The organism is Chitinophaga sp. 05T412 (assembly GCF_056396465.1).
On the sequence record NZ_JBFTLN010000006.1, the window covers coordinates 94,144 to 119,650 of the forward strand.

Consider the following 25,507-nt stretch of genomic DNA (forward strand, 5'->3'; position numbering starts at 1 on the left):
TGAATCTGCCTGAAATAAAGATAATTGATTATTTCAGTCGTTGCAATAGACGCGGATAATTGATCAAAGTTTAATTTTAATCTTTGAATAATTGAACCAGTATACCAATAACTAAGACAGTAAAGGATTGCCAGATTATTGTTTATGCAGTTTTCTATAGGCACCCGGGGACATGCCTCTCTGTTTTCGAAACACCCTGGATAGATAGCTTTCATCTGTAAAAGATAGCTCCAGCGCTATTTCCTTGAGCCGCATATTGCTATAGGCCAACCTTGTTTCTACCAGCTTAATTCTGTATTCCACCAAGTAATCTTGTAGACTACTACCGGTGTGCTTTTTAAAGTACTCTCCTAAATAGTTAGGTGAAATATTGAACTGAGCAGCCAGCGCTTCCATTTTTAAAGCCTCCGGATCTCCAATGTTTTGTTGGAGATAGCTGACCACCTGCATGACCAGGGGTTGTGTACTACCGTCAGTAACTCCCGGTCCTTCACTGTTAATCAGATTACGGGCTATCAGGTTAATGAGTATAGAAAGCGATTGCCGGATAATCAACGCATGGCCATAACCTTTCTGATCATATTCCCGCATAATGGTATCCAGCAGGGCGCCAGCCATATGATGATCATTTTTATCCCGGAAAATATTTCCTGCTTTGGCATGGTAGTGATTGAGTATGTAGTTGATCTTTTTAAGGTTATCGCAGGTTTCTATTCTTTCGTTCTCAAATCTTACCTGATCAATAAAAGCAGGGCTGAACTTCAGAAATGCGATGGTGGTTGGCTTTTCAGCAACGAAAGTATATTGCTCACCGCTTTGCATCATGAACAGTCTGCGGGAAGAATAGCGATAGTCGTATCCGTTACCGGTATGTGATCCATTTCCTTCTAATATCCACGCCATTTCAAAAAGCTGACGGGAGCGGTATTTAAAAACGCCTCCTGCTATCTTCTTTATCTGTATCTCCGCCTGCTCTGTTATACTTATTTGACTCATACTCAAAAGTACCAAACAAACCTCTTAAAGTGCTAATTTATTTGTACTCATCCCTGTTCCTTTGCACCATGAATCATTTAACAACAGGCCAATTGGAGTACAGTAGGCATAGATGGCTGATCTTATTCATTCTGTCGATGGGGGCTTTTCTCTCACCATTAGATTTTTTCATTGTAAATGTGGCATTATCCGATATCAAATCTTCATTACAGGCTACTGATACCGCATTGCAACTGGTAGTAGCCGGTTATGGCCTTACCTATGCTGTATTGGTAGTAACGGGCGGCAGATTAGGGGATATCTATGGCAGAAAAAGAGTATTTATTACGGGCATGGCTATATTTATTTTTGCGTCCGCAGCCTGTGCCCTTTCACCGAATACAAGGATGCTAATTATAGCCAGGATAGTACAGGGCGCTGGCGCCGCCATGCTGGCACCACAGGTAATGGCCACCATCAGGGTCATCTTCCCTCCGGTAGAACAGCCCAAAGCAATGGGAATTTTCGGGGCCGCATTTGGATTGGCATCCATTGCGGGCCAGCTACTGGGTGGACTTTTGATAAAGGCACGTTTCTTTGGATGGACCTGGGAAAGCGTTTTCATGGTGAACATTCCCGTAGGAATACTGTGTAGTGTAGCTGCCATGTTGTTTATGGAGGAAAATCGCTCCAAACAGCGAACCAGACTTGATATTGGAGGAATGCTGTTAGTAACGCTAACGTTGGTACTTTTTATATTCCCGATAGTAGAAGGGCGTGAAGCAAACTGGCCCTGGTGGGTGTTTGGGTCTATGATAATATCAGTGATCACCGGCATCGTTTTGTTTCGTTTTGAAACCAGATTATTGAAGCAGGGGAAAGCAGCCTTATTGTATGTTCCTTTGTTTAAAAAGAAATCTTTTCTAAAAGGGATCACTATTATTTTTCTTTACAACTTCACCGCGGCGTTCTTTTTAGTTTTTCCATACTACCTGCAGAATAGTTTGCACTGGAACGCCTTTGATGCAGGACTGTCTATATTGCCATATGCAGCAGGATTCTTTGTAGCGCCGTTGCTGAGTCCAAGGTTAGGCCTGTCATCGGGAGTATTAGTAAAAGGAGGCTTGCTTTTATTAACTGCAGGTTTTCTCATAGCAGCAGTAGCCATTTACGGGCATTCGCAACCGGGTATATTATTGGGAGTGGGGTTATTTTTTGCGGGTTGTGGTCATGGTACAGTAATGCCGGCTATGCTAAGAGAGGTAATGTCATCCGTACGCGTTGAACTGGTAGGACAAGCCGCAGGAATTGTGAGCACCGCTATCCAGGTAGGCGGTGTTGTTGGTGCGGCAGTGATAGGCTCTTTATTTTTCTCTTTGATAGCAACATGCTCTTTTGAAACAGCGCTCATAGCGTCATTCTTTATACTGGCATTCATACAATGTGCAGGCTGGTTAATAGCACGTAATTACTTTAAACATATAACAATATGAATCTCTCAGAACAAGCAAAACAACGGGTGATTGATTTTGTCCTGGCAATAGAAAAATGGTTTAATGGAACAGGAGAAGAAACACTGGAAGATATGGCCACTTTTTTCAGCAATGATTTTAACATGCAGGGCGCTTCCGGTGTGCTAATGAACTTTGAACAACTATACCAGTGGTTGCCTGGTATACGAGGCCTGAAACCTGGCATAAAAATCACCCTTGACAATATAAAATCCTACAGCACTTTCTTTCATGTGCTGGTATACTACGAAGAGCAACAAGTACATGCAGATAGCACTACCAAAAGAAGATCCAGTGCCATCTTCCAGGTGGAAGGGGAAACGTTAAAATGGAAGGAACTGAAAGAAGAATGGATATAAGGCACCTTATGCCAGCTGATGCGTCGATCAACGTATCGGCTGGTATTCAAGAATAAGTACTCCTTTGTCTGTAGCTTGTGAATATTTCAATTCATATTTCTTCAACTCCCGGTTGTCGTCAAAAATTTTCAGGCCGCCGCCAATAGAGAGGGGAAATACCATTAACCGCAACTCATCCACCAGATCATGATGAAGCAGTGCTTTAACGAGCGTGGCGCTGCCATAAACAAGAATATTACCTCCTGCGGTGTTCTTCAACGTGGCTACATCTGTGGCTACATCGCGAAGAATATGACTATTATTCCATTCGGCGCTTTGCAGGTGTTTTGATACTACATATTTAGGCAAACTATTAATGGGATCAGCGAACTCTTTGCCGGTCTGATTGGGCCAATATCCGGCAAACACGTCGTAGGTCTTTCTGCCTAACAGTAACGCATCTACAGATGCCAGCTCTTCTACCTTGTATTTACCTGTTTCCGGCGCGTTGTATAAGAATTGCCAGCCAGCGTGTGGATGATTGGTTTCATTGCCACCAGGGGCCTCCATTACGCCATCAAGGGTGATGAATTCGGTAACGATAATCTTTCTCATGGTTTTATTTTTTATAAAATTAGTGGAGATGGATTTCTGAGGCGAGGGGAGAATGAGACATTTTAGGGGAGAAATGCGTCGGGCTTGCAGACAAATTTAAACGCAGTAATAATCCAGGTCAAAAGAAACCGTTTACAAATATTCAATGTACCCGTCTCTTGYAATACTATACGCAAATACATATAATATTGAGAATATTTACTAGATTATATCTAAAAGCATATAATTGCTTATCTTCATATAGATTTATATCTAAAAGCATATAATCACCATGAAGTCATTACAAGCCTTTGTAAAGTTAAAGCGTAGAGAGGTTGGGCTTACTCAGCAAGAATTTGCGGAGAAAGCCGGTGTCGCTTTAACTRTAGTACGAAAAATAGAACAGGGGAAAAATGATCTCCAATTGGAGAAAGTAAACCAGGTGCTTAAAATGTTTGGACACGCGCTGGCGCCTATCAGCTTAAAACAAATCAATGATGAGAAAAGCACAGATATATTATAAAGAAGATTTAGCTGGTTATCTGACTGAAACGGATGATGGGGAATATGTGTTTCAATATGAGGAAGACTACGTCGAACATCACGAAAATCAATTTCTCAATTTTACAATGCCAGTCAGAAAAGAGCCTTACCAAGACAATCGGTTATTTCCATTCTTTGAAGGACTGATTCCAGAAGGATGGTTGTTGGAAATAGCTAGCAAAAATTGGAAATTAAATCCGAATGATAGAATGGGCCTTTTATTGGTCTGTTGCCAGAATTGCATAGGTGCCGTAAGTGTAATTCCAATAGAAATAGATCATGAATAAATCTTGTTTATATTGTTATCAACCACTGGAAGCAGGGCAGGTAGATTTTCATCCACGTTGCAGCAGGGAGTTTTTTGGAACAGATGAACCTCCGAAGCTGGATTATAGTCTGGATCAAATGACAGAACTGGCGGCTAACCTTGTTCAACGAAGTGTAACCGTCCCAGGAGTCCAACCCAAGCTTTCCTTAACATTGGTTAAAGATTCAATGGCCAATGACAGCACCGATCGCCTGACCATTGTAGGCGCTTTAGGTGGAAACTATATTCTTAAACCTCCGCACAAAAACTACCCCGAGATGCCGCAAAACGAACATTTAACCATGCGGATGGCGGAGTTCTTCGGAATAAAGGTTGTGCCATCAAGTTTAATTCGATTGTCGTCAGGAGAACTATCGTATATCACTAAGCGAATAGACCGAACACCAACTGGTGAAAAAATCCACATGCTAGACATGTTCCAGATACTGGAAGCATTCGATAAATATAAAAGTTCGATGGAAAGAGTTGGGCAAGCAATTGTCAAATACGCGGAAAATACACTCCTGGATCTATCTAACTTTTTTGAACTGACCGTCTTCTGTTTTTTAACTGGAAACAACGACATGCATCTGAAGAATTTCTCGATGATCGTTAAAGGGAACAATACATGGGATTTAGCCCCCGCTTACGATTTATTAAATGTAGCCATTGTAAATCCTACAGATAAAGAAGAATTGGCATTGACTATCAACGGGAGAAAGAGTAAATTCAATCGCTCTCGTTTCGTGGAATTTGGGCAACATTTAGGATTAACAGCCAGACAAATAGAAGGTGTGTTTAGTCGTGTACTAAAGAATGAAAAAACAGCATTGGATTTAATAGCGCATTCTTTCCTCACGGACCTCTATAAACAAAAATATATACACTTATTAATGGAGCGATATGATCGCGTACGCAATTAAATACCGACATCTTCCTTCATTATCTTTTTCCAATCATCTTTTTAGAATAAAATGCAGGTATTAGATTCAAAACAATATATCAGTCAGCTCGAACAACATTATCAGAATTATTTCGGTATTGAAGGAACAAGAAAAGTACTTGATAAAGGCCCTAAAGAAAAACTACATCCCGACTTCTACGTACTGGAAATGCCTCCCAACAGGCGTCATGGCATGTTTGTATATTGCACTGTGGGCATGTCTGCCGACAGAATAGATAATAATCTGATTGAGTTATTTGCATTTTCTCCCAAACCATCTGATCAACTGGTGGAATTAATGACTTACTGTGCTTCTTACCATAGAACCAGCCTTCCCTTAAACATCCATCACACCATCAATATTGGTCAGCCCTGGCTGGATAGCTCCACCTGCGACCATGCTTTTATATCATTGCCTTATCTCAACGAACAGGATTTTCACGTTTTAAACGTTGATGGACATGAGATCCACTGTTACTGGCTTATTCCAATAACAAAAGAGGAAAGAGATTATAAGATTGAAAATGGTTGCGAAGCGTTAGAACAACTTTTCGAAGAAAAAGCGCTTGATTATCTGAACCCAGACAGAAAATGCCTGGTAACGGGGAGATAAGTCAACGAATTACCTAAATCATAGATATTACACTGCGGGCCGCCATTTTACCGGCACCATGCCTCGTACTATCCCGAATGCCGCCAACAAAAAAACATTCATCACCGCAAGATCCAGGAACCTGTACTTAAATGTCCAGCCTAATGGTGTTCTGTTTTTATCTTTTTTCAAAAGGTATGCTTCGAACCAATCTGTTGGTATATATCTGATCCTATAAGCCACCATAAATAATAAAGTGGTAAGCACTACATTAAAAAATAAATGTCTGGAAATAAAAAGACGGGCATATAATATGGCGAGAAAATACATTGCCCACATAGTCATGTTATAATAGGGGTTTGTATCAATCCCCATGTACTCTGTCTTACTCATTCCAAAATAGGACATCAGGAACCATAACCAGATACTCAATAAGAGCAAATTAATTTTAACAACAGATTGTTGGGTCATAAGGATAAATTATACTTAAATAGTCCAACAAAAAAGGCCTGCATTTCTGCAAGCCTTCCCTGTTTTTGCTCCCCCTTCTGGACTTGAACCAGAGACCCTCTGATTAACAGTCAGATGCTCTAACCAACTGAGCTAAGGAGGAATGTATTTTCTTCTTCCGGCGGCAAATCTAAACAAATTTTTATTTCCTCAAATAAAATTATTCGCCACCTCTCTTTTAAATTAAAAAGCCGAAATCCTTAAAAGAACTTCAGCTTTTTGCTCCCCCTTCTGGACTTGAACCAGAGACCCTCTGATTAACAGTCAGATGCTCTAACCAACTGAGCTAAGGAGGAGTGTTTCCCGTACCGCTTACGCGATTTGGGATTGCAAAAATAGGCAAATTTTTATTTTTGCAAAATCTAATTCTATTATTTTTCAAAAAAACTGAACCCAATAGCGTAAAATTAGCCACCACACTACATTTACATCAAAATAAAAAAATTTATTTTTTTACCTCCACCAGCATTCTTTCTCCTAAAACATCCGCCCGGGTCACCTTTCGAACGAAGGGCAAATCCAGTTTACTTACGTAAAAATGGGGGAATGACTTTACCACTGTACAAGCATAGCCTTGTTGTTGCAGAGAAGTCAGACCTTCTCTGGTAGTAAAAATGAGTGGTGTAGCGCTATCGGCGCGTAATACAGGCGCCTTTAAATAAAAGTCGAATGCGTAGGAATTCGCCTGATATAATCCAATACTACGCCCCGGAAGATAGGCATTTGCATAAGCAGCGGCGGTACTTCCGCTCTGGTATTGCATCATATCGGGATATAAAATAGTATTCAGATATAAATTCAACAGGATACTCACCGCCACGGTACGATAAAATATCGCCTGGCGGGTAGATTTGTCAAGCCAGTAGTGGAGGAGGAGGTATAGCGCACACAAGGCCGCTGCCAGCAGTAACCAGKCATAATGCATAGCGGGCTTATACAGCAGATCTATCACCACTACGCCAATGACCAACAGGATGATGATGGTATATTGTGTAATCCGGAAAAACTTCAGCCCCTTGTTACTTTCCAACGATAAAATATACTGCGCCGTAAGAATGGCAAAAAAAGGAAAGATGATATTCAGATAATGAGGCAGCTGAAAACGGGACAATGAAAACAGGGCAAAAGTAGCCAGGGCTGCACATATACAGTAATATTCCTTTTGTTGTTTCCATTTTTTTATGAAGATGATCACCGCCGCATATAACATCACTGACCAGGGCAGAAAAGCCCACAGCACTGTGTGAAAGAAGAAAAACGGATCTCCCGCACCCTTGATCGGTCCGGTGTTCATGAAACGCCCAAACTGGCTATCCCAGAAGAAAAACCGTAATCCGGAAACGCCGGTGTTACCAAAAACTATTTTCTCCGGATGCAGGTCGAATTGCATGTAAAGTGCATACAACTCGGGGGTAATAAACAAAGCAATAAGTAACAAGGCCAGCACCCACCGGAGGTGAAACAGCTCCTTCCAATTGCGCGTAAACAGCATTTGGCCGCCTATAGCGGCGCCAATAGGCACCAGGGCAAACATGCCCTTAGTCATAATGGCACAAGCCGTAAAAACGGCTCCCAGGAGTATTCCGCGCCGGTAGAAATGATACACGGCGGCAATAATAAGCCCCGTGAGATAAGGCTCGGCCCGTACATCATTATTGGAAATAACCAGGTGTTCGGCTGTTAGCAAGATACAAAGCGCCCAGCGGGCCACTTTTTCATCGTATAACAATCGTGCAAACCGATAGGTATAAGCTGCGCCCATCAAGAGAAACAGGATAGCGGGCAACTTATAAGACCAGGTGTGGATACCGAAGAGCTGGAAGCTCAAAGCGGCTATCCAGAAAGGGAAGTGGGGCTTATCCAGCCAGTCATGACCATCTGCATACAGATTCCAGTAGTCATGTTTCAATACCATGGTTTTGGCAATGCCGGCATAGAGCGCGCCATCTGGCTCCAGAATGGGTACAAACAGTGCACTGAATTGCAACAGTATAACCATGGCTGTTATTAGCAGCCATACCTGCTTTTCAGTAAGCACATATCTGCGGGTTTGTGTGATAGTTGTAGGGGAGGTCAGCATACCGAAAAGTTACAGGCATCTGCCGGCACTTCAAATACACCCGCGACTTTTAACAGAAAGATAATTGCTTACCAGAACCAGCCGCTTTTCTCCATGCCCAGCCAGGGGCCGTCTTCACGCTGTTCTATGGGGTAGGTCTTCAGGTAATAGCCCTCTCCGCTACAGTTATAGCCATTTTTCACACTAAACTTGTAGCGGTGCAGCGGACAAACCACGTTACCGGCGGCATCGATCACTCCATCAGCCATAATGCCACCGGCATGCGGACATTTATACGCAAAGGCGAAAAGCCGTCCCTCGTGGAGGGTACAGCACATTTTTTTGCCATTTACAGTGATCACGCTGATCGCTTTCTCTGCTAATGGTAGTTGGCCTTCATCTAACTTATACCAGGAATACTCTTTGGCCATTAGTAGAAGAATTCTGTTTTATAAGGGAAGCGCTCCTTATAGAGTTTTKATACCCTGTCCAGAATGGTTTTGCGCAACTCTTCAATATTCCTTTTCTCTGTGGCGGAAATGAATACACAATTCCCCTGGGACTTGGTTTCCCAATGTTGTTTCAGGTTATCCAGGATATCCTGTTTCACCTCTGGTTCCAGCCATTGGTCGAAGGTGTTGGCCTCATACAGATCCATCTTATTAAAGATCATGATAGTGGGCTTCTCAAAGGCTTTCAGCTCCTGCAGGGTACGATTTACCACTTCAATCTGCTCTTCATACTGCGGATGTGAAATATCCACTACGTGAATCAGGATATCGCTCTCGCGCACCTCATCCAGCGTGGATTTGAAGCTTTCTACCAGGTGATGCGGCAGTTTGCGGATAAACCCTACGGTATCGCTGAGCAGGAAAGGCGTTTGTTCAAATACCACCTTACGGGTAGTGGTATCGAGGGTCGCAAACAATTTATTTTCGGCAAACACTTCACTTTTGCTAAGCAAATTCATGGTGGTGCTTTTACCAACGTTGGTATAACCAACAAGTGCTACCCGGATAAATTCGCCTCTTTCCTTACGCTGGGTAAGGGATTGACGGTCGATGTCCTCCAATCTTTTGCGTAACAGGGCAATTTTATCCTTTACGATACGGCGATCCGTTTCAATCTCCGTTTCACCGGGACCTCTGCTTCCGATACCACCTCCTTGTCTTTCCAGGTGACTCCACATACCACGTAAGCGGGGGAGGATGTACTGGTACTGCGCCAGTTCTACCTGAACCCTGGCCTGTGCGGTGCGGGCGCGGCGGGCAAAAATATCCAGGATAAGATCACTACGGTCTATCACCTTTACTTTCAACACTTTTTCAATATTGGATATCTGAGAGCCGGTAAGCTCATCATCGAAGATAACCAGTGATATATCCCTGCCTGCAATAAACTGATGTATTTCTTCCAGCTTACCCTTTCCTACAAACGTGGCCCTGTCGGGGTGCGCCAGGCGTTGGGTAAAGCGTTTTACGGCGGTAGCGCCTGCGGTTTCTGCCAGGAACATCAGTTCATCCAGGAATTCGTTTACCTGGCGTTCTGTCTGCTCCTTGGTGATAACACCCACAATGACGGCCCTTTCCTCTTTTTCTACTACTTGTTTCTTTTCAATCAAGTTATTTCTGAATTTGCTGCAAATTTACAGAGAATTTAGTCGTTACGCCACTATAGATTTTCTTCCTCAAATGACGCTGGTTTCGGCAAAAATCATCAAAATCAGTGCAGTCAGGGGTAAGAAATGTAAGCGGGCAGTCCCCTTTTCTTCCTACATTTACCCGATCCAAAACAACCTTTCCAAATCATGTATAAACCTTTATTAATTACAGGACTATTCATATCAACTATGGCAGTAGCCCAGGATAAGATGACGCCCGAATTGCTATGGCAATTAGGCCGGGTGAGTGGAGAAGCAATCAGTGCTGATGGTAAAACCGTGATCTACGGTGTTTCTCAGATTAATATGTCGGAAAACAAAGGAGAGAAAAATCTCTTTGCTATTCCGCTGACAGGTGGTGCGCCAAAGCAACTCACCCAAACCGCCGGTGCAGAAGGCGATGTAGCCATATTGCCAGGCAATAAAATTGGCTACTCCCTCAAAGGACAATGGTATGAAATGGATGCCGATGGTACCAACCCGGTACAGAAAACCAATGTGGAAGGCGGTATGCAAAACATCCGTATTTCTCCCGATGGTAAACATATCTTGTTTTCGAAAGAAGTGAAAGTAAAGAAGATTTCCGGCGTTGATCATTACCCCGATCTTCCGAAATCCAACGTACAGATCTATGATAACCTGAACTACCGCCATTGGGATACCTGGGAAGATGGAAACTTCTCCCATGTGTTTTATGCTACTTACAATAACGGAGAAGTAGGCACACCCGTAGATATTATGGCAGATGAGCCATACGATTGCCCGCAAATGCCTTCCGGTGGCCCTGAAGACATGATATGGAGCCAGGATGGCAAAAGCATCATCTACGTTACAAAAAAGAAATACGGAAAAGATTACGCCATCAGCACCAATACGGATCTCTACGAGTATAACCTTGATACCAAGGCTACCCGTAACCTGTCGCAAGGCATGATGGGCTACGATATGGCCCCTGCTTTCAGCCAGGATGGCAAATACATTACCTGGTTAAGCATGGCCCGCGATGGCTTTGAAGCCGATAAAAATGATGTCATCATCATGGACCGCGCTACCGGCACTATTACCAATCTCACCAAAGGCTGGGATGGTACTGCCGGCGCTACCCGCTTCAGCAACGACGGCAAAAAAATATATTTCCTCGCGGTAATCAAAGGCACCGAACAACTGTTGGAAATTACCTTGCAGAAAAATATCGCTCAAACAACGGAAAAGCATATACGTCAGGTAACCACCGGTGATTTCGATATCAATGATATGCTGGCACAAACCGGCAATACCATGGTAGTATCCCGCACCGATATGAACCACGCTGCAGAACTGTTTACCGTAGATCTGCAGAAAGGCGCCATCACGGCCCTGACTACCGTTAACAAAGCCGCCTACGATAAAATAGGCATGTGCAAAGTTGAAAAGCGCTGGGTAAAAACCACCGATGGAAAAGACATGCTGACGTATGTCATCTTCCCACCGGATTTTGATCCGGCAAAAAAATATCCCACTTTGCTGTACTGCCAGGGCGGACCACAATCAGCCGTTTCCCAGTTCTATTCTTATCGCTGGAACTTCCAGCTGATGGCTTCCCAGGGCTATATTGTAGTAGCTCCCAACAGAAGAGGAATGCCCGGACATGGCGTTGAGTGGAACGCTTCCATCAGCAAAGACTGGGGAGGTCAACCCATCAGAGACTATTTGAGCGCCATTGATGCGGTGAGTAAAGAAAGCTATGTAGACAAAGCCCGCTTAGGTGCCGTAGGCGCCAGCTATGGCGGTTACTCTGTTTACATGCTGGCAGGCGTACACGAAAACCGTTTCAAATCCTTTATTGCCCATGATGGTCTTTTTGACCTGAAAAGCTGGTATGGCACCACCGAAGAACTGTGGTTCGCCAACTGGGACATCGGCGCTTATTGGGACCCGGCTAATACCAATGAATATAAAAACTTCAACCCAAGTGAACACGCTAACAAGTGGAATACGCCTATCCTGATTATACAAGGAGGCATCGACTTCCGCGTGCCCATTGAGCAAGGCCTGCAAGCCTTCCAGCTGGCACAGCTGAAAGGTATCAAGAGCAAATTGCTCTACTTCCCTGAAGAAAATCACTGGGTATTGAAACCACAAAACGCCATTGCATGGCAGCGTGAATTCTTTAACTGGCTGAAAGAAACCCTGTAAATCACCAAACAATCCAGCTACCATGGCGGCTTTATTAATGGATATCCAGGATGGTATTGCTACCATCACACTCAACAGACCTGAAGTATACAATGCATTCAATGATCCGCTCAGTTATGAGCTGCAGGACGCACTAAAAACGGCTGAGAAGGATGCCTCGGTGAGAGTGGTAGTGCTGACAGGGGCCGGAAAAGCCTTTAGCAGCGGACAAGACCTCAAAGCTTCCATGGAGTCGGGGAAGCGTGATTTGAGCGAGTCGCTACATAAACGTTATAATCCTATTATACGCGCCATCCGCAACATGCCTAAGCCGGTGATATGCCGGCTCAATGGCGTGGCGGCTGGCGCCGGCTGCTCCCTCGCCCTGGCCTGCGATATGATTATTGCCAGCGAGGAAGCCACCATGATTGAAATATTTGTAAATATTGCCCTGGTGCTGGATTCCGGCTCTTCTTACTTCCTGCCCCGTACTGTAGGCTACCACCGTGCTTTTGAGCTGGCCACCAAAGCCACTAAGATCACGGCCCCGGAAGCGCTGCAAATGGGACTGATCAACAAAGTAGTACCGGCCACTGAACTGGATGCCGCCGTACAGGCCGAARCTGCCTATTACGCCGCCGCACCTACGAAAGCCATCGCCCTGATGAAGAAAATGCTGACAAAAGGCATGACCGACAACCTGGACAATGTGCTCGACTACGAAGCCTATTGTCAGGAAATAGCCGGTAATTCCGCCGATAATGCTGAAGGAATACAGGCCTTTATTGAAAAGAGAAAGCCGGTATTTAAAGGAGCATAAGGCATAAAGCCGAAAGCAAAAAGCTATAAAAGCGAATGACCAGAGCGTATGAGTAAATTAAATACTCGCTCTGGTCATTCGCTTTTATAGCTTTTTGCTTTCGGCTTTATGCCTTATGCTTTATTACAGTCCGCTCAGGCAGATACCGATTGAATACGGTCTGATATCCAGGTTGCCGCTGGCATTATCCTTCAGCAACGGGTTCAGGGAATAAGCGCCAAACAGGGCGAAGTTACCATAACCTACACGGGCAGTTGCTGCAAAGCGCCATGGGTTAAAGAATCCGCGGTTCGCGTCTTTCTCAATATTCTTGCTGCCATTGGCGCCAGTATTTTTAGCCTTGGTATGTGCATCTACCAGAGCGCCTACTTTCACACCAATAGCCGCTTTAAAGCCTTTGTTGGCGTTATCTGGCACACTACGATATCTTAATTCAATGGGAATTTCCAGGTAGGTAGTCGCTACCTTATTCTTTTTGTCGGTAGAAGTAGGGAAAGTTGCCTGGCTTCTATTCGTGGTAGTTCCCTCTATGTTCATAGAGTGATCTTTCAGGTAAACACCGCTGGTACTGATGCCTAAACCCGCTGCCATGCTCAGTTTGGATTTTTTAAAAGGGAAGTCATACATCAGAGCAACATTAAAACCCCTGTTCAGGCCGGTCTTAACACTATCTGGCGAACCTGCCCAGCCATCGTAAGACAACTGTATCATCAAAAAGTCGTTGGAATGGGTAACTTTATTAACCGCTTTATTCATCGGTGAGCCACCATCCTGCGCGAAAACTCCAATAGAAACAGCTATCAGACCAAGGGTAAAAATTATTTTCTTCATATAATATACATACTTAGGAAAAAGAATATTAGGCAAATATAATGGAATGATTGTAACACAATTGGTTAAAATATTGCAAAAACATGTTCCGTATTATACATTCCCGGGCCGAAAGTTACAGAAAAAGTGATATTACTACCATAATCTTTTCGTGATACTCCCCATCCATACTGAACAAGATGAACAGCAATATTGACACAAAAAAACCTAATTTAAATAAATAATCCTCCATTAAGGCCAGAACCCCTGCCAATGCTTTTAATGGGTCGTTGAAAACTACGCATGAAAAAAATTGTAAATACCGTTTTAGTCCTCGTACTGGTGGTGTTAATGGCGCTCTCCGGATTTGTATACTACGCCTGGATGGTACAAAAAAGAAGTAAAAGCGCGGCCGAACTCATGTCGCAAACCAATGCCCAGATAGACCGTATCAGAACCATCTCCATCCTCGAAACCAACTACACTACGTATATCCGGGATATGCTGCTCATGGATAAATCATCCCTTCCCTCCGCAGCCTATCTGTTACCGGACAGCATGAAATCCATATTGACGAATATCCGGAACAATACAGAAGATGATACGGTTTCAGGGCGTATACTAGCCAATCTACAAGTGGTACTGGACGAAAAAAACGCCTACAACCAACATATTGTTGCCATCGCAGCTACCCAGCCTGTACTGGCTAAACAACTCGTCACCGCAGAAAAAGAAACCACACTAAAGACCAATATCCGGGAAAACGTCAATAAATATATCCAGGAAAATCGCCTAAGACTTATCACCCGCATAGAAAAAGATACGGAATACACCCGCTACTCCTTCTGGACGACCGTCATTATCAGCCTCTTTACCCTGGTACTTTTGCTGGGAGAATCACGCTACATATACCGTCTTTTCCTAAAATTAAAAAGCCGGGCAAACCGCCTCTATAAAAGAGAACAATCTTTCATGCGCCTGGCAGAAGAAACAGAACTCATTCTGTACAAAGCTGGACTGGATGGTATCTTCACTTCCGTGAGCAAACGCACCACAGAAATCACCGGCTTCACCGCCGCAGAACTAATAGGACAACATTATTCCATCTTCCTGGAACCCGATACCTGGAAACGACTGGACGAATTTTACACCACCCAGGTGCAAACCGGCGACGACTATACGTTTATCGAGTTTGAAATCATCACCAAATCAGGCACTAAAAAGTGGGTGGAACAACTCGCCACACTTATCTACAACGAAGACGGCCGCATTAGAGAATTCCAATGTATTGTCCGGGACATCGACAAAGAGAAACGCAATGAGGACCAATCCATGTATCTCCAGAAACGACTGGATGCCATTGTTGACTACATGCCCGCCATGATGTTCATTAAAGACGTTCCCGGCAAATACCTCCTGGTCAATAACCGGTTTACAGAAATGCATGGCATACAGAAAAAAGATGTGATCGGTAAAACAGACGCAGAACTGCCCTACGACTGGGTAGCCAAATACGCGCCGCTCGACCGGGAAGTACTCGCCACCAAATCGAGGGTTAAAGTAGAAGATATCATTAGCCACAATGGCATCGACTACCACTTCATCATCACCAAATTCCCATTACGCAATGCAGAAGGGGAGATGATCGGCATCTGCGGCATCGGAACAGACTTCACAGAAAAAGCCAAATATATTATCGCGGTAGAAGAGGCCAACGAACAGGCGAAAGAAGCTATTAATGCCCAGGAAATGTTCCTGGCCAATATGAGCCATGAAATTCGTACGCCCATGAACGGTATCATTGGCATGAGTAACCTCCTCATGCAGCAACAACTAACTACCTCGCAACTGGAGTATACCAGCGCCATTAAAACATCCGCTAATCATCTGCTGGTTATCATCAACGAAATTCTTGACTTCTCTAAAATAAAAGCCGGTAAACTACACCTGCAAAACGAATCGTTTGATATATATGAAGTGATCGACAATACCCTCTTCCCGCTTAAACTACAGGCCCAGCAAAAGGGATTGTCGTTCTTTGATGAAATTGATAACAACGTTCCTACCTACGTGATGGGCGACGAAATAAGACTCGCACAAATATTAACCAACCTGGTGGAAAATGCCATCAAGTTCACCCATCACGGCAAAGTAATGATGAAAGTATCACTGGTGGCGGAAAATAAAGAAGCTTCCACGCTCACGTTGGGCTTCGAAATAAAGGATACCGGTATCGGTATTGCCCCGGAACAGCATAAAATGATCTTCCAAAGCTTCTCTCAATCGCACACAGATAATACCCGGAAATTTGGCGGCACCGGCCTGGGACTGGCCATCAGTAAAGAACTGATAGAATTACAACATGGTACCATCCGCGTTGACAGCCAACTCTATGAAGGCGCTTGCTTCTATTTTGAACTACCATTTACCAGTAGTACCGGAAAAATAAATGAGAGAGATGAAAAAGTAAACCTCGAGCGTATCGACAAACCACTCCAGGGGAAAACCATCCTGGTAGTAGAAGATAATGATATCAATCAACAGGTAGTATTCCATACCCTACGCAACGCCGGCGCCAGAACAGATGTAGTCAACAGCGGCAAAGCCGGGCTGGAAATGGTAGATTACAAATCCTACGACTGCATCATCATGGACATTCAAATGCCCGGCATGGACGGCTACCAAACTACCCAGGCAATACGTAATAAAGGCATTCAATCCTGTATTATTGCCATGACTGCCTCCGCATTAAAAGGAGAAAAAGAACGTTGTTTGCAGGCCGGCATGAATGATTATATCTCTAAGCCTTTTGATAGAGACGATCTATTTCATAAAATCCTCAAAGGATTGGGAGAAACGGTTCCGGAACCCAATACCAGGCAAGGCACAGCCGCTCCTGTGGCCAGCACCCTGGATTTCACCACCGTGTACAACATGATGTCGGGAGAAAAAGAACATGTGAAAATATTACTGGGAGAACTGCTGGACAGCATCCCCAAAAAATTCCTGGAAATGAACGACCTGGTGACAGAACAGGACTGGCAACCATTATACATGCTGGCGCATCAAATGAAATTTAACTTAAACGTGGCAGGGCTGCAACATGCATCCAACATGGCTTACACCATTGAAAGAGACGCGCGGCTGGAAGAAAATCTCGACACCATACTACCACGCCTCAACGAAATTATGCATACTTATTATCAACATGCACACCTGATCAAAGAACACGTAGATCAATGCTAAACAGTAGCTTCCGGTAACGTAAAATAAAAGCGGCTGCCTTTTCCTTCTTCGCTTTCTACGCCGATAATACCTCCCTGCGCTTCAATAAACTCCTTACTGATGGCCAGTCCTAGCCCGCTGCCTTTATGGCCTTTCATACCGGGCACCTGGAAAAAACGTTCAAAAATCCGGCCTCGGAAAGCTACCGGAATACCTTTTCCGTAATCCTGTACCACAAAAGAAACCATTTCCGTACCGGTAGAACTTACGGCCAGATCTATGGCCGCACCATGTGTAGAATACCGGATAGCATTGGTCAGCAGATTGACTAATACCCACGCTGTTTTTTCTACATCTGCCAATACCTTCGGCAAATCATCAGGTACATTGATACGAATGGTTACTTCCCTTTGAGCGGCCTGTTTCTGTACCGTATCCATGGCATATTGCACAATATTAAACGCTGGCACCGGCTGCGGCTGCAACTGTATATTCCCGCTTTCCACCTGCGATAAATCCAGTAACTCACTTACAATTTTAATCATCCGCCGGTTATCCTGCTTCATACTATCCACCAATTCCTTTTGCTCATGATTCAGCGTACCGGTTCTTTCATCTTCCAATAGCTTAATACTAAAGTCAGATGCTGCCAGCGGGGTTTTCAGCTCATGTGAAATAGTAGCAATAAAATGTGTTTTAGCAATATCCTGCTCTTTGAACGTGGTAATATTCCGCAATATAACGACGTTGCCTATACGTGTATCTTCATGTTTTATATCCGTCGTTTCCCGGGTGAAGAAGCATTCTTTACCGTCGACCACAATTTTCAGCGGTGCATTTTCTCCGTTGTTCAGCAGGAACCGAAGCAGGTCATTACGTTTGGCCACGCTTTCAGCGGGTTGACCAATCAAATCTTTTTCCGGTAAGCTCAATAACTGCAACGCCTGTACGTTGGCAAACAGAATGATGTTATTCACATCAAAGCCGATGGTAGCGTCTTTCAAACTACCAATCACGGCTTCTGCCCGTTGTTTTTCAAACATAATGCGGGCAAGGTTACTATGTTCATATTCATCCAGTCGCTGGGCCATGGTGTTAAAAGCAGCCGCCAGTTCCCCGAATTCATCGCTGGAAGTAAAATATAGTCGTTTGCTGTATTGCTTATTGGCAATGCCTTTGATCCCTTCCGTTAAGGCATGAATAGGGTTGGCAATATATCCCGGGAAGTTATACACGAATGTAAAGCCCAGTAAAAAACAAACGCCGCTGATGATGGCAATATACATCAGGGCATTGTCGGCGGTTTTCTTTACTTTCTCATTTTTACCAACAATGGCGGCCATGTTGAGGTCCATGATGGTATAAATACTTTTTTTTATGGCGCCGATATCGGTGGTGGTGTCTTTCTGTAGCAGTTGAAAAATACGGGTTACTTCAGCGGTCGCATTCTTTTCCCCGCGCTCCGTTACGTTGGCCTGTTGTTTTTTCAGGTTGTCGGAGAAAACGGCCATAGCAGCGGTACGATGTTCCGGTAAATCTTCCAAAGCCACCAGCATATTTTTGGAATATTCCAGCGATTCATAATTATCCTTGAGAATAAACTTCGCCTTTTCGTTTAGGCGGTTCAGGTAGTAGTAGCCAAGTATGCTCACCACCAGCAGCATGATGTAGAGGAACAGTACCCCCAGCGTAATCTTCGTTTTTAGCCTGAACTTACTCATGATAATATGATGATGTCGATATCGTTTGAAGAAAGCGTTTTCAATAACTGATTAAACAGGTTAGTGCGCAAAATGATACGGAAAAGACTGATATGTGGCTTTCCCATACAGATGGTAGTGACCCGCTTTTGTAATGCAATGTTAATGATAGCTTCTGAAACTTTGGCACTATGCTCCTGGATTACTTCCGCACCCAGTTCTGTAGCCAGTTTCAGGTTATTAATAAGATGTCGCTGGGCAGCCAATGCTATTTTATCGGAGCTTTCTCCAGGCACCTGCACATACAACACAAACCAATCGGCATGATAATAAGCCGCCAGCCGGGCGGTTTTCCGGATTACTTTCCGGGCTACTTCATCATTGGTAGAAATGCATGCCAGGAAGCTCTCGTGGCGCATTTGCAGGTTTCGGGGAATCTCTGTTTCTACCTTCCTTTCTACCTGTGTGGTTACTTCTTTCAGCGCCAGTTCCCGCAGCTGCAGGATTTTATCTGCCTGAAAAAAATTACTCAGGGCACTCTCTACTTTGGAACGATCATAAATTTTACCTTCTTTCAAACGGGTAATTAACTCGTCTGCTGTCAGGTCAATGTTTACTACTTCATCGGCCATCTGCAATATCAGGTCCGGAATACGTTCCTGCACTTCCACGCCGGTAATGGATTTCACTTCCTGGTTAATGCTTTCGATGTGCTGGATATTGACGGCCGACAGCACATTAATACCCGCATTGAGGAGATCCACTACATCCTGCCAGCGTTTTTCATTTTTTGAACCGGGGATGTTGCTGTGGGCCAGTTCATCTACTACCACCCAGTCGGGCGCCAGTAGTAATATGGCGGAGAGATCCATCTCGTCCAGCATTTTGCCTTTGTAAAATACCTGCCTGCGGGGTATTTGGGGCAAACCATCCAGCAGGGCATGCGTCTCCGCACGCCCATGTGTTTCAATGTAACCAATCTGGATGTTTACCCCATTTCTTAACATGGCATGTGCTTCCTGCAGCATGCGATAAGTTTTTCCCACACCGGCGCTCATGCCAATGTAAATCTTAAATTTACCTCTGCCAGCGCGATTGGCCAGGTTAAGAAAATGCTGTACCGAGTGTTCTTTATCTGTCATAGGAGGTGCTTAGAACCATACTGCCAATGAGGCGGTGATGGAGGTATTGGTATTCTTCAATTCTGTGCCCTTCATAAAGGTTTTGTCCTTCCCATCAAATGTTCTTCCTTCCAGTCTGAACATCACATGATCCACCGGGGTGAAGTCGAGGTTCAGTGAATAGCCGGTTGTCTGGAAACCGTTAGTTGTGCCGGTATTGATTACTACGCCATGTTGATCATTATAATGTTCTACACGGGCGGCCATGGCGAATTTATTCGTGAATGCATACTTGCCGATGATAATTGGGCTATACCAGCTATTCAGATCGGAAGAACCCTTGGCTTTTTGCTGCAGACCGTAGTCAAATCCAGCCGTAAGAGTGAATTTTTCCGTTATATTAAAGGTACCATAAACATCATTAAAATAGCGCATCTGACGAATACTATCCGGGAGATCATTACCTACGTAAGTACTCCAGTTCAACAATATTTTATCCGATGGTTTAAAAGTGATTTGTGTACCAAAATTGGGCGTCTGATTACCATCTACCCGTTTAATCCGTTGCCAGCCGTTGAGGTACATGGCTGCGAATGTCCATTTGTCGTTAGGCGTCCAGGTTACTTTTGCGCCGGTTTCATAGTAAGGCGTGTTCTCTGCCATAATGCTGCGGGTAAGGGTAGGACAATCTTTCCCGATAGCGCTTTCAAAACCAATATGTGACGGCATCACACCGGCATCAATCCAAACGTTTTTGCCTACACGAATACCTACATTGGCTTCGTATACATATTGCATCATAGTCGGTTCTGATGACAAGTTGTATTGTGGATAAGTTCCCGCCATCAGCCCCACGTTAGCGCGCATACGATCTGAAGTATAATTAGCTTTTACCATGGCCAGATTCAGATTCAGTTCATTATGACGATTATAGTTGTACAGAAATCCAGGTTTGGTGTGGTGATCCGGCTGACTCAAGTCGTAGCTGTAGTACGCTTCTGCGTATCCGGAGAAGGTGATGACACCTTTGTTTTTGATGCTGTCTGTCTTCGGAGCGTCCTGGGCGAACATAGTAATAGCTGCTGCCAGCGCGCCGGCCAGTAATAGAATTTTTTTCATCTTTCAAGTTGACTTTTAATATAGGTTGCTGGTGTTTAGTAAATCCCTGGCAATCTGCAGCAACAGATTGCCAGGCAAGATAGTTAATCATAGGATATTCATAGGCGAAAGGAATAAGAGGACAGCACTCAACTTACTTCAACTCATCGAGCGCGATATTCAATTTTAACACATTAACAGTAGTTACTCCCAATACACCTAACACAGCTGGCTTAGTATTAGCATCCACCAGTTGTTTGAGGCGATCCGCTGCGATACCTCTGTGTTTGGCCACACGTGGTATTTGCACGTAAGCTGCTTCTGGTGTGAGGTGTGGGTCAAGGCCGCTGGCAGAAGCAGTCACCAGTTCTGCCGGGATATCGGATTTTTTCACATCCGGATTGTGCACCATAAAGGTGTCAATTCTTTCCTGTACTGTTTTTAAATAGTCAGGGTTACCTGCTGATTTATTGGAGCCACCGGAACCAGCAGCATTATAATCTACAGTAGATGGACGTGGTTGGAAGTATTTATCGTCAGAAAATTTCTGTGCAATATTTTCATAGCCCACTACTTTCCCATTCTTCATCACCTTTATGCCATCACCGCCACCAGGAGCCATTTTGGCTACGCCTGCCAGGAACAAAGGATATATTCCACCCAGCAATACCACCAGTATTAAAGTGAGTTTGATAGAAGGCAAAAGATATTTTTTCATCTCTTAAAATTTTTATCATTTACAATTACATGAACAGCGCCATCACCATATCAATCAACTTGATACCAATGAAAGGTGCGATAATACCGCCTACACCATAGATCAGCAGATTTCTGCGGAGCAGGGCGCTGGCGCCGATAGGCTTGTAAGCCACCCCGCGTAATGCCAGCGGAATCAGCATCGGGATAATGATGGCATTAAAAATAACAGCGCTCAAAATGGCGGTTTCAGGACTATGCAGCTTCATGATGTTAATACCTTGCAAAGCAGGTATAGACGCCACAAACAAGGCAGGCACAATCGCGAAATACTTGGCCACATCATTCGCAATGGAGAAGGTGGTAAGGGTACCGCGCGTCATCAGTAACTGTTTACCGATTTCCACTATTTCAATCAGCTTGGTAGGATCATTGTCCAGGTCCACCATGTTACCGGCTTCTTTTGCTGCCTGGGTACCGCTGTTCATAGCTACGCCTACATCGGCCTGGGCGAGGGCAGGGGCGTCGTTGGTACCGTCGCCCATCATGGCTACAAGGCGGCCTTCATTTTGCTCCTTGCGGATATAGCTCATTTTATCTTCCGGTTTGGCTTCTGCGATGAAGTCGTCCACCCCGGCTTTGTTGGCAATAAATTTAGCGGTCAGCGGGTTATCACCGGTTACCATCACGGTTTTCACACCCATTTTACGCAGACGGTCGAAACGTTCGCTGATACCGGGTTTGATGATATCCTGCAATTCAATCACGCCTTGCACTTTACTATTGAGCGATACTACCAGCGGTGTACCACCATCTTTAGAAATGGCTTCTACTTTCGCCAGGGTTTCTGCAGGGAAAGTAAATCCTTCTTTCTCTGCCAGACGTCTGATAGCATCGTAGGCGCCTTTACGGATACGATTGCCATCGGGAAGGTCAATACCGCTACTGCGGGTTTCTGCAGTGAATTTCACCAGGCTGGCGCCACTCACCGATAATTTATTCACCACGTCTTTACCTGCCAGTTCCACGATGGACTTACCTTCCGGCGTTTCATCGGATAAGGAGCTGAGTGCACAAAGACGAATAAACTCTTCGTTGGAAACACCGTTGGTAGCGTAGAAGTTAGTGGCCTTACGGTTACCGATAGTGATGGTACCGGTTTTGTCGAGCAGCAACACATCTATATCTCCGGCGGTTTCTACAGCCTTACCGGATTTAGTGATTACATTGGCACGCAAAGCCCGGTCCATACCGGCAATACCGATGGCAGATAATAAACCGCCGATGGTAGTCGGAATCAGGCACACAAACAAAGAGATGAATGCGGCGATAGTGATTGGTGTTTGTGCGTAGTCGGCAAAAGGTTTCAGCGTTACACACACAATGATGAATACCAGGGTGAAGCTGGCTAACAGGATCGTCAGCGCAATTTCATTCGGTGTTTTTTGTCTGCTGGCGCCTTCTACGAGGGCAATCATTTTATCCAGGAAAGATTCGCCGGCTTCGGTGCTTACTCTTACTTTGATGTGATCGGACAATACTTTGGTACCACCTACCACGCTGGATTTATCACCACCCGCTTCACGAATCACCGGGGCGCTTTCGCCGGTAATGGCCGATTCATCGATGCTGGCGAGGCCTTCCACAATTTCTCCATCTGCCGGAATAATGTCTCCGGCTTCACATACAAAGATGTCGCCTTTACGCAAGGTAGCAGAAGAAACGATTTTAATTTCGTTGGTGAATATTTCACCGATCAGTTCTACTTTCTTCGCGGGTGTTTCTTCTCTCGTTTTACGAAGGCTTTCTGCCTGTGCTTTACCACGCGCTTCTGCAATCGCTTCTGCGAAGTTGGCAAATAACACGGTGAGGAAAAGCACTACAAATATTGCGACGTTGTAAGCAGCGCTGCCCTGGTCACGGTTGCCGGTAAAGATGGCATACAGTGCTACTATCAGCATTACAGCGGTACCTACTTCCACGGTGAACATCACCGGGTTTTTAATCATCAGTTTTGGATTCAGTTTCACGAACGACTGCTTCAGGCTCTCCATCACCAGTTCTTTCGGAAACAATTTATTATCATGCTTCATAGTAGTCAGTCATTAAAAATTACATAGAAAAATACTCTGCAATAGGACCCAGAGCCAGCGCAGGGAAATAAGACAAGGCAGTCAAAATAACGATCACTGCAAATGTCATAGCGCCGAAAGTGAGTGAATCTGTTTTCAACGTACCCGCAGATTCAGGGATGTATTTCTTGGAGGCCATCAACCCTGCAATTGCCACTGGTCCTATAATAGGCAGGAACCTGCCGAGGATCAGCACAAAGCCGGTTGAAACGTTCCAGAATACGTTACCATCTCCCAAACCTTCAAATCCGGAACCATTATTGGCATTAGCAGAAGTATACTCATACAGCATTTCCGAGAACCCGTGGAAGCTGGGATTGTTAAGCCACGACGATGGCTTCACCGCCCAATCAGCATTCGGATGATGCGTTAAGATGAAGGCAGATAAAGCGGTACCTGCCAGGATCAGGAAAGGCGATAAGAGCGTAATAATCGCCGCAATCTTCACTTCCCGTGCTTCCAGTTTATGTCCCATGAATTCAGGTGTACGTCCTACCATGAGCCCGGATATAAATACTGCGATAATGATGTAGATGTAATAGTTCAGGATACCTACGCCACAACCACCATACAGGCAGTTCAGCATCATACCCAGGAGTTGCATCAAACCGGTCATCGGCATGGTGCTATCGTGCCAACCGCATACGGAGCCGGTAGAAATAATGGTCGTCACCGTGCTCCAATAACCGGTGGCAGCGGCGCCGAATCGCACTTCCTTGCCCTCCATGGCCCCCGTTACCTGGTGGATACCCATTTTGGCGATTGCCGGGTTACCGGCCATTTCCTGTTGCATCGAAGGGATCAATAAACAAATCATACCGATTGTCATGATCCCAAATATGACGTTGGCGAATTTCCTTTTCTGTATAAACAAGCCCAGTGCAAATACCATGGCGATGGGTATCACTACCTGCGCCACCATTTCTGTCATCCAGGTAACGTAGTTAGGGTTTTCCAGCGGGTGGGCAGAGTTAGCGCCAAAGAAGCCACCACCGTTAGTTCCCAGGTGTTTGATAGCCACAAATCCAGCCACCGGACCACGGGATACATTCACGGTATCGCCTTGCATAGTTACTACGGTATCCTTGCCGGCGAAGCTGGCAGGCATACCATTGAATATAAAGATGAGTGCAATAACAATACTGAGCGGTAACAGGATACGGGTAATAGTTTTCAGGAAAATATCCCAGAAGTTACCCAGTTTGGTAGTGGTTTTCTCCTTCATGGCCTTAAACACTACCACCAGTGCGGCAATACCTGTAGCAGCACTTACAAATTGCAGGAAGGCCAGTACAAATAATTGCGTGAAGTAGGTAACGCCGGTTTCGCCGGAATAGTGTTGGAGGTTACAGTTTACCACAAAACTGATGGCGGTGTTAAACGCCAGATCTGCCGACTGTCCGGGGTTTCCATCCGGGTTCAGTGGCAATTTATCCTGGAACATTAATGCGAAGAAAGCATATACAAACCACACGAGGTTGATGGTCAGCAAGGCTTTCATGTGGTCCTTCCAGTTCATTTCCTCCTTGGGATTGATACCGGATATTTTGAAGAAGAGGCGTTCCAGTGGCGCCATAAAGTCGGACCAGGTCCGATCGCCCCTGAATACTTTTACAATATACCTGGAAAGTGGCCAGGCGAGTAACAGCGTGATGCCGTAGGTGGCAATTACGCCTAAAATGTCTGTTGTCATTGCTATAGTTAGTTAAAAATCGTTGC

At 44.8% G+C, this 25,507-nt stretch carries 22 protein-coding genes and 2 tRNA genes; 9 read left to right on the top strand and 15 right to left on the bottom strand.

Going from position 1 to position 25,507, the window contains the following annotated elements:
* Positions 1–135 precede the first annotated feature (135 nt).
* Positions 136–996, bottom strand: coding sequence for an AraC family transcriptional regulator (locus AC1DFM_RS14825; protein WP_477077510.1), 861 nt, complete (start codon positions 994–996; stop codon positions 136–138).
* A 92-nt stretch (positions 997–1,088) separates the two neighbouring features.
* Between AC1DFM_RS14825 and AC1DFM_RS14830 the strand changes: the two genes are divergently transcribed.
* Entirely contained in the window at positions 1,089–2,468 is a 1,380-nt protein-coding gene (locus tag AC1DFM_RS14830) for an MFS transporter (protein ID WP_477077511.1), read from the top strand.
* Positions 2,465–2,845 (top strand): hypothetical protein, encoded by a 381-nt coding sequence (locus AC1DFM_RS14835; RefSeq protein WP_477077512.1) that lies wholly within the window; start codon positions 2,465–2,467, stop codon positions 2,843–2,845. Before AC1DFM_RS14830 ends, AC1DFM_RS14835 begins: the two co-directional genes overlap by 4 nt.
* A gap of 27 nt (positions 2,846–2,872) precedes the next feature.
* On the opposite strand, the gene AC1DFM_RS14840 is transcribed toward AC1DFM_RS14835, so the two are convergent.
* Positions 2,873–3,439, bottom strand: a complete 567-nt coding sequence (locus AC1DFM_RS14840; protein ID WP_477077513.1) for a dihydrofolate reductase family protein — start codon at positions 3,437–3,439, stop codon at positions 2,873–2,875.
* A gap of 271 nt (positions 3,440–3,710) precedes the next feature.
* On the opposite strand from AC1DFM_RS14840, the gene AC1DFM_RS14845 reads away from it, so the two are divergent.
* The 4 genes from AC1DFM_RS14845 to AC1DFM_RS14860 are packed head-to-tail and all read left to right on the top strand — an operon-like array spanning position 3,711 to position 5,824.
* Entirely contained in the window at positions 3,711–3,941 is a 231-nt protein-coding gene (locus AC1DFM_RS14845; protein WP_477077514.1) for a helix-turn-helix domain-containing protein, read from the top strand.
* Complete coding sequence (locus tag AC1DFM_RS14850) at positions 3,916–4,248, top strand: HipA N-terminal domain-containing protein (protein ID WP_477077515.1); 333 nt, start codon at positions 3,916–3,918, stop codon at positions 4,246–4,248. The genes AC1DFM_RS14845 and AC1DFM_RS14850 overlap by 26 nt, the downstream gene beginning before the upstream one ends.
* Positions 4,241–5,191, top strand: coding sequence for a HipA domain-containing protein (locus tag AC1DFM_RS14855; protein WP_477077516.1), 951 nt, complete (start codon positions 4,241–4,243; stop codon positions 5,189–5,191). Before AC1DFM_RS14850 ends, AC1DFM_RS14855 begins: the two co-directional genes overlap by 8 nt.
* A gap of 51 nt (positions 5,192–5,242) precedes the next feature.
* Positions 5,243–5,824 carry a suppressor of fused domain protein gene (locus tag AC1DFM_RS14860; protein ID WP_477077517.1) on the top strand — a complete coding sequence of 194 codons (582 nt, stop codon included), beginning with the start codon at positions 5,243–5,245 and terminating at the stop codon, positions 5,822–5,824.
* Between the two features lie 27 nt (positions 5,825–5,851).
* Here AC1DFM_RS14860 and AC1DFM_RS14865 read toward each other — a convergent pair whose 3' ends face one another.
* The 6 genes from AC1DFM_RS14865 to hflX all read right to left on the bottom strand — a co-directional run bounded on the left by AC1DFM_RS14865 (position 5,852) and on the right by hflX (position 9,993).
* Positions 5,852–6,148 carry a hypothetical protein gene (locus AC1DFM_RS14865; protein ID WP_477077518.1) on the bottom strand — a complete coding sequence of 99 codons (297 nt, stop codon included), beginning with the start codon at positions 6,146–6,148 and terminating at the stop codon, positions 5,852–5,854.
* A gap of 194 nt (positions 6,149–6,342) precedes the next feature.
* Positions 6,343–6,416 (bottom strand) — tRNA-Asn (locus AC1DFM_RS14870).
* 119 nt (positions 6,417–6,535) lie between these two features.
* Positions 6,536–6,609: transfer RNA gene (locus AC1DFM_RS14875), tRNA-Asn, on the bottom strand.
* Between the two features lie 149 nt (positions 6,610–6,758).
* Complete coding sequence (locus tag AC1DFM_RS14880) at positions 6,759–8,393, bottom strand: ArnT family glycosyltransferase (RefSeq protein WP_477077519.1); 1,635 nt, start codon at positions 8,391–8,393, stop codon at positions 6,759–6,761.
* A 68-nt stretch (positions 8,394–8,461) separates the two neighbouring features.
* Positions 8,462–8,803, bottom strand: a complete 342-nt coding sequence (locus AC1DFM_RS14885) for a Rieske (2Fe-2S) protein (protein ID WP_477077520.1) — start codon at positions 8,801–8,803, stop codon at positions 8,462–8,464.
* Positions 8,803–9,993, bottom strand: coding sequence for a GTPase HflX (gene hflX / locus AC1DFM_RS14890; protein ID WP_477077521.1), 1,191 nt, complete (start codon positions 9,991–9,993; stop codon positions 8,803–8,805). The genes AC1DFM_RS14885 and hflX overlap by 1 nt, the downstream gene beginning before the upstream one ends.
* A gap of 228 nt (positions 9,994–10,221) precedes the next feature.
* Here hflX and AC1DFM_RS14895 point away from each other — a divergent pair, with 228 nt between their 5' ends.
* The gene (locus tag AC1DFM_RS14895) at positions 10,222–12,207 is read left to right on the top strand and encodes an alpha/beta hydrolase family protein (RefSeq protein WP_477077522.1); all 1,986 of its coding nucleotides are present in this window, start codon (positions 10,222–10,224) and stop codon (positions 12,205–12,207) included.
* A 22-nt stretch (positions 12,208–12,229) separates the two neighbouring features.
* Positions 12,230–13,006, top strand: a complete 777-nt coding sequence (locus AC1DFM_RS14900) for an enoyl-CoA hydratase-related protein (RefSeq protein WP_477077523.1) — start codon at positions 12,230–12,232, stop codon at positions 13,004–13,006.
* Between the two features lie 123 nt (positions 13,007–13,129).
* On the opposite strand, the gene AC1DFM_RS14905 is transcribed toward AC1DFM_RS14900, so the two are convergent.
* Positions 13,130–13,837 (bottom strand): porin family protein, encoded by a 708-nt coding sequence (locus tag AC1DFM_RS14905; RefSeq protein ID WP_477077524.1) that lies wholly within the window; start codon positions 13,835–13,837, stop codon positions 13,130–13,132.
* Positions 13,838–14,119: 282 nt separating this feature from the next.
* On the opposite strand from AC1DFM_RS14905, the gene AC1DFM_RS14910 reads away from it, so the two are divergent.
* Positions 14,120–17,062, top strand: coding sequence for a PAS domain S-box protein (locus tag AC1DFM_RS14910; RefSeq protein ID WP_477077525.1), 2,943 nt, complete (start codon positions 14,120–14,122; stop codon positions 17,060–17,062).
* Here the strand turns inward: AC1DFM_RS14910 and AC1DFM_RS14915 are convergent.
* From AC1DFM_RS14915 to kdpA, 6 genes are all read right to left on the bottom strand, one after another.
* Positions 17,059–18,762, bottom strand: a complete 1,704-nt coding sequence (locus tag AC1DFM_RS14915; protein ID WP_477077526.1) for a HAMP domain-containing sensor histidine kinase — start codon at positions 18,760–18,762, stop codon at positions 17,059–17,061. The two genes, AC1DFM_RS14910 and AC1DFM_RS14915, sit on opposite strands and share 4 nt — an antisense overlap.
* On the bottom strand, positions 18,759–19,883 hold the full coding sequence (locus tag AC1DFM_RS14920; RefSeq protein ID WP_477077527.1) for a sensor protein KdpD: 1,125 nt from the start codon (positions 19,881–19,883) through the stop codon (positions 18,759–18,761). Before AC1DFM_RS14920 ends, AC1DFM_RS14915 begins: the two co-directional genes overlap by 4 nt.
* A gap of 9 nt (positions 19,884–19,892) precedes the next feature.
* Positions 19,893–20,981 carry a porin gene (locus tag AC1DFM_RS14925; RefSeq protein ID WP_477077528.1) on the bottom strand — a complete coding sequence of 363 codons (1,089 nt, stop codon included), beginning with the start codon at positions 20,979–20,981 and terminating at the stop codon, positions 19,893–19,895.
* Between the two features lie 133 nt (positions 20,982–21,114).
* Positions 21,115–21,678 carry a potassium-transporting ATPase subunit KdpC gene (kdpC, locus tag AC1DFM_RS14930; protein ID WP_477077529.1) on the bottom strand — a complete coding sequence of 188 codons (564 nt, stop codon included), beginning with the start codon at positions 21,676–21,678 and terminating at the stop codon, positions 21,115–21,117.
* Positions 21,679–21,703: 25 nt separating this feature from the next.
* On the bottom strand, positions 21,704–23,749 hold the full coding sequence (gene kdpB / locus AC1DFM_RS14935) for a potassium-transporting ATPase subunit KdpB (RefSeq protein WP_477077530.1): 2,046 nt from the start codon (positions 23,747–23,749) through the stop codon (positions 21,704–21,706).
* 19 nt (positions 23,750–23,768) lie between these two features.
* The gene (kdpA, locus tag AC1DFM_RS14940) at positions 23,769–25,481 is read right to left on the bottom strand and encodes a potassium-transporting ATPase subunit KdpA (RefSeq protein ID WP_477077531.1); all 1,713 of its coding nucleotides are present in this window, start codon (positions 25,479–25,481) and stop codon (positions 23,769–23,771) included.
* Between the last annotated feature and the right edge of the window lie 26 nt (positions 25,482–25,507).

Excerpts from the sequence above, each read along its gene's own strand:
- AC1DFM_RS14860 (WP_477077517.1), top strand. The coding sequence starts at position 5,243 with ATGCAGGTATTAGATTCAAAACAATATATCAGTCAGCTCGAACAACAT.
- AC1DFM_RS14910 (WP_477077525.1), top strand. The coding sequence starts at position 14,120 with ATGAAAAAAATTGTAAATACCGTTTTAGTCCTCGTACTGGTGGTGTTA.
- AC1DFM_RS14855 (WP_477077516.1), top strand. The coding sequence starts at position 4,241 with ATGAATAAATCTTGTTTATATTGTTATCAACCACTGGAAGCAGGGCAG.
- AC1DFM_RS14895 (WP_477077522.1), top strand. The coding sequence starts at position 10,222 with ATGGCAGTAGCCCAGGATAAGATGACGCCCGAATTGCTATGGCAATTA.
- kdpA (WP_477077531.1), bottom strand. The coding sequence starts at position 25,481 with ATGACAACAGACATTTTAGGCGTAATTGCCACCTACGGCATCACGCTG.
- AC1DFM_RS14920 (WP_477077527.1), bottom strand. The coding sequence starts at position 19,883 with ATGACAGATAAAGAACACTCGGTACAGCATTTTCTTAACCTGGCCAAT.
- AC1DFM_RS14825 (WP_477077510.1), bottom strand. The coding sequence starts at position 996 with ATGAGTCAAATAAGTATAACAGAGCAGGCGGAGATACAGATAAAGAAG.
- kdpB (WP_477077530.1), bottom strand. The coding sequence starts at position 23,749 with ATGAAGCATGATAATAAATTGTTTCCGAAAGAACTGGTGATGGAGAGC.
- AC1DFM_RS14905 (WP_477077524.1), bottom strand. The coding sequence starts at position 13,837 with ATGAAGAAAATAATTTTTACCCTTGGTCTGATAGCTGTTTCTATTGGA.
- AC1DFM_RS14835 (WP_477077512.1), top strand. The coding sequence starts at position 2,465 with ATGAATCTCTCAGAACAAGCAAAACAACGGGTGATTGATTTTGTCCTG.
- AC1DFM_RS14915 (WP_477077526.1), bottom strand. The coding sequence starts at position 18,762 with ATGAGTAAGTTCAGGCTAAAAACGAAGATTACGCTGGGGGTACTGTTC.
- AC1DFM_RS14850 (WP_477077515.1), top strand. The coding sequence starts at position 3,916 with ATGAGAAAAGCACAGATATATTATAAAGAAGATTTAGCTGGTTATCTG.
- AC1DFM_RS14925 (WP_477077528.1), bottom strand. The coding sequence starts at position 20,981 with ATGAAAAAAATTCTATTACTGGCCGGCGCGCTGGCAGCAGCTATTACT.
- kdpC (WP_477077529.1), bottom strand. The coding sequence starts at position 21,678 with ATGAAAAAATATCTTTTGCCTTCTATCAAACTCACTTTAATACTGGTG.
- AC1DFM_RS14865 (WP_477077518.1), bottom strand. The coding sequence starts at position 6,148 with ATGACTATGTGGGCAATGTATTTTCTCGCCATATTATATGCCCGTCTT.
- AC1DFM_RS14885 (WP_477077520.1), bottom strand. The coding sequence starts at position 8,803 with ATGGCCAAAGAGTATTCCTGGTATAAGTTAGATGAAGGCCAACTACCA.
- AC1DFM_RS14840 (WP_477077513.1), bottom strand. The coding sequence starts at position 3,439 with ATGAGAAAGATTATCGTTACCGAATTCATCACCCTTGATGGCGTAATG.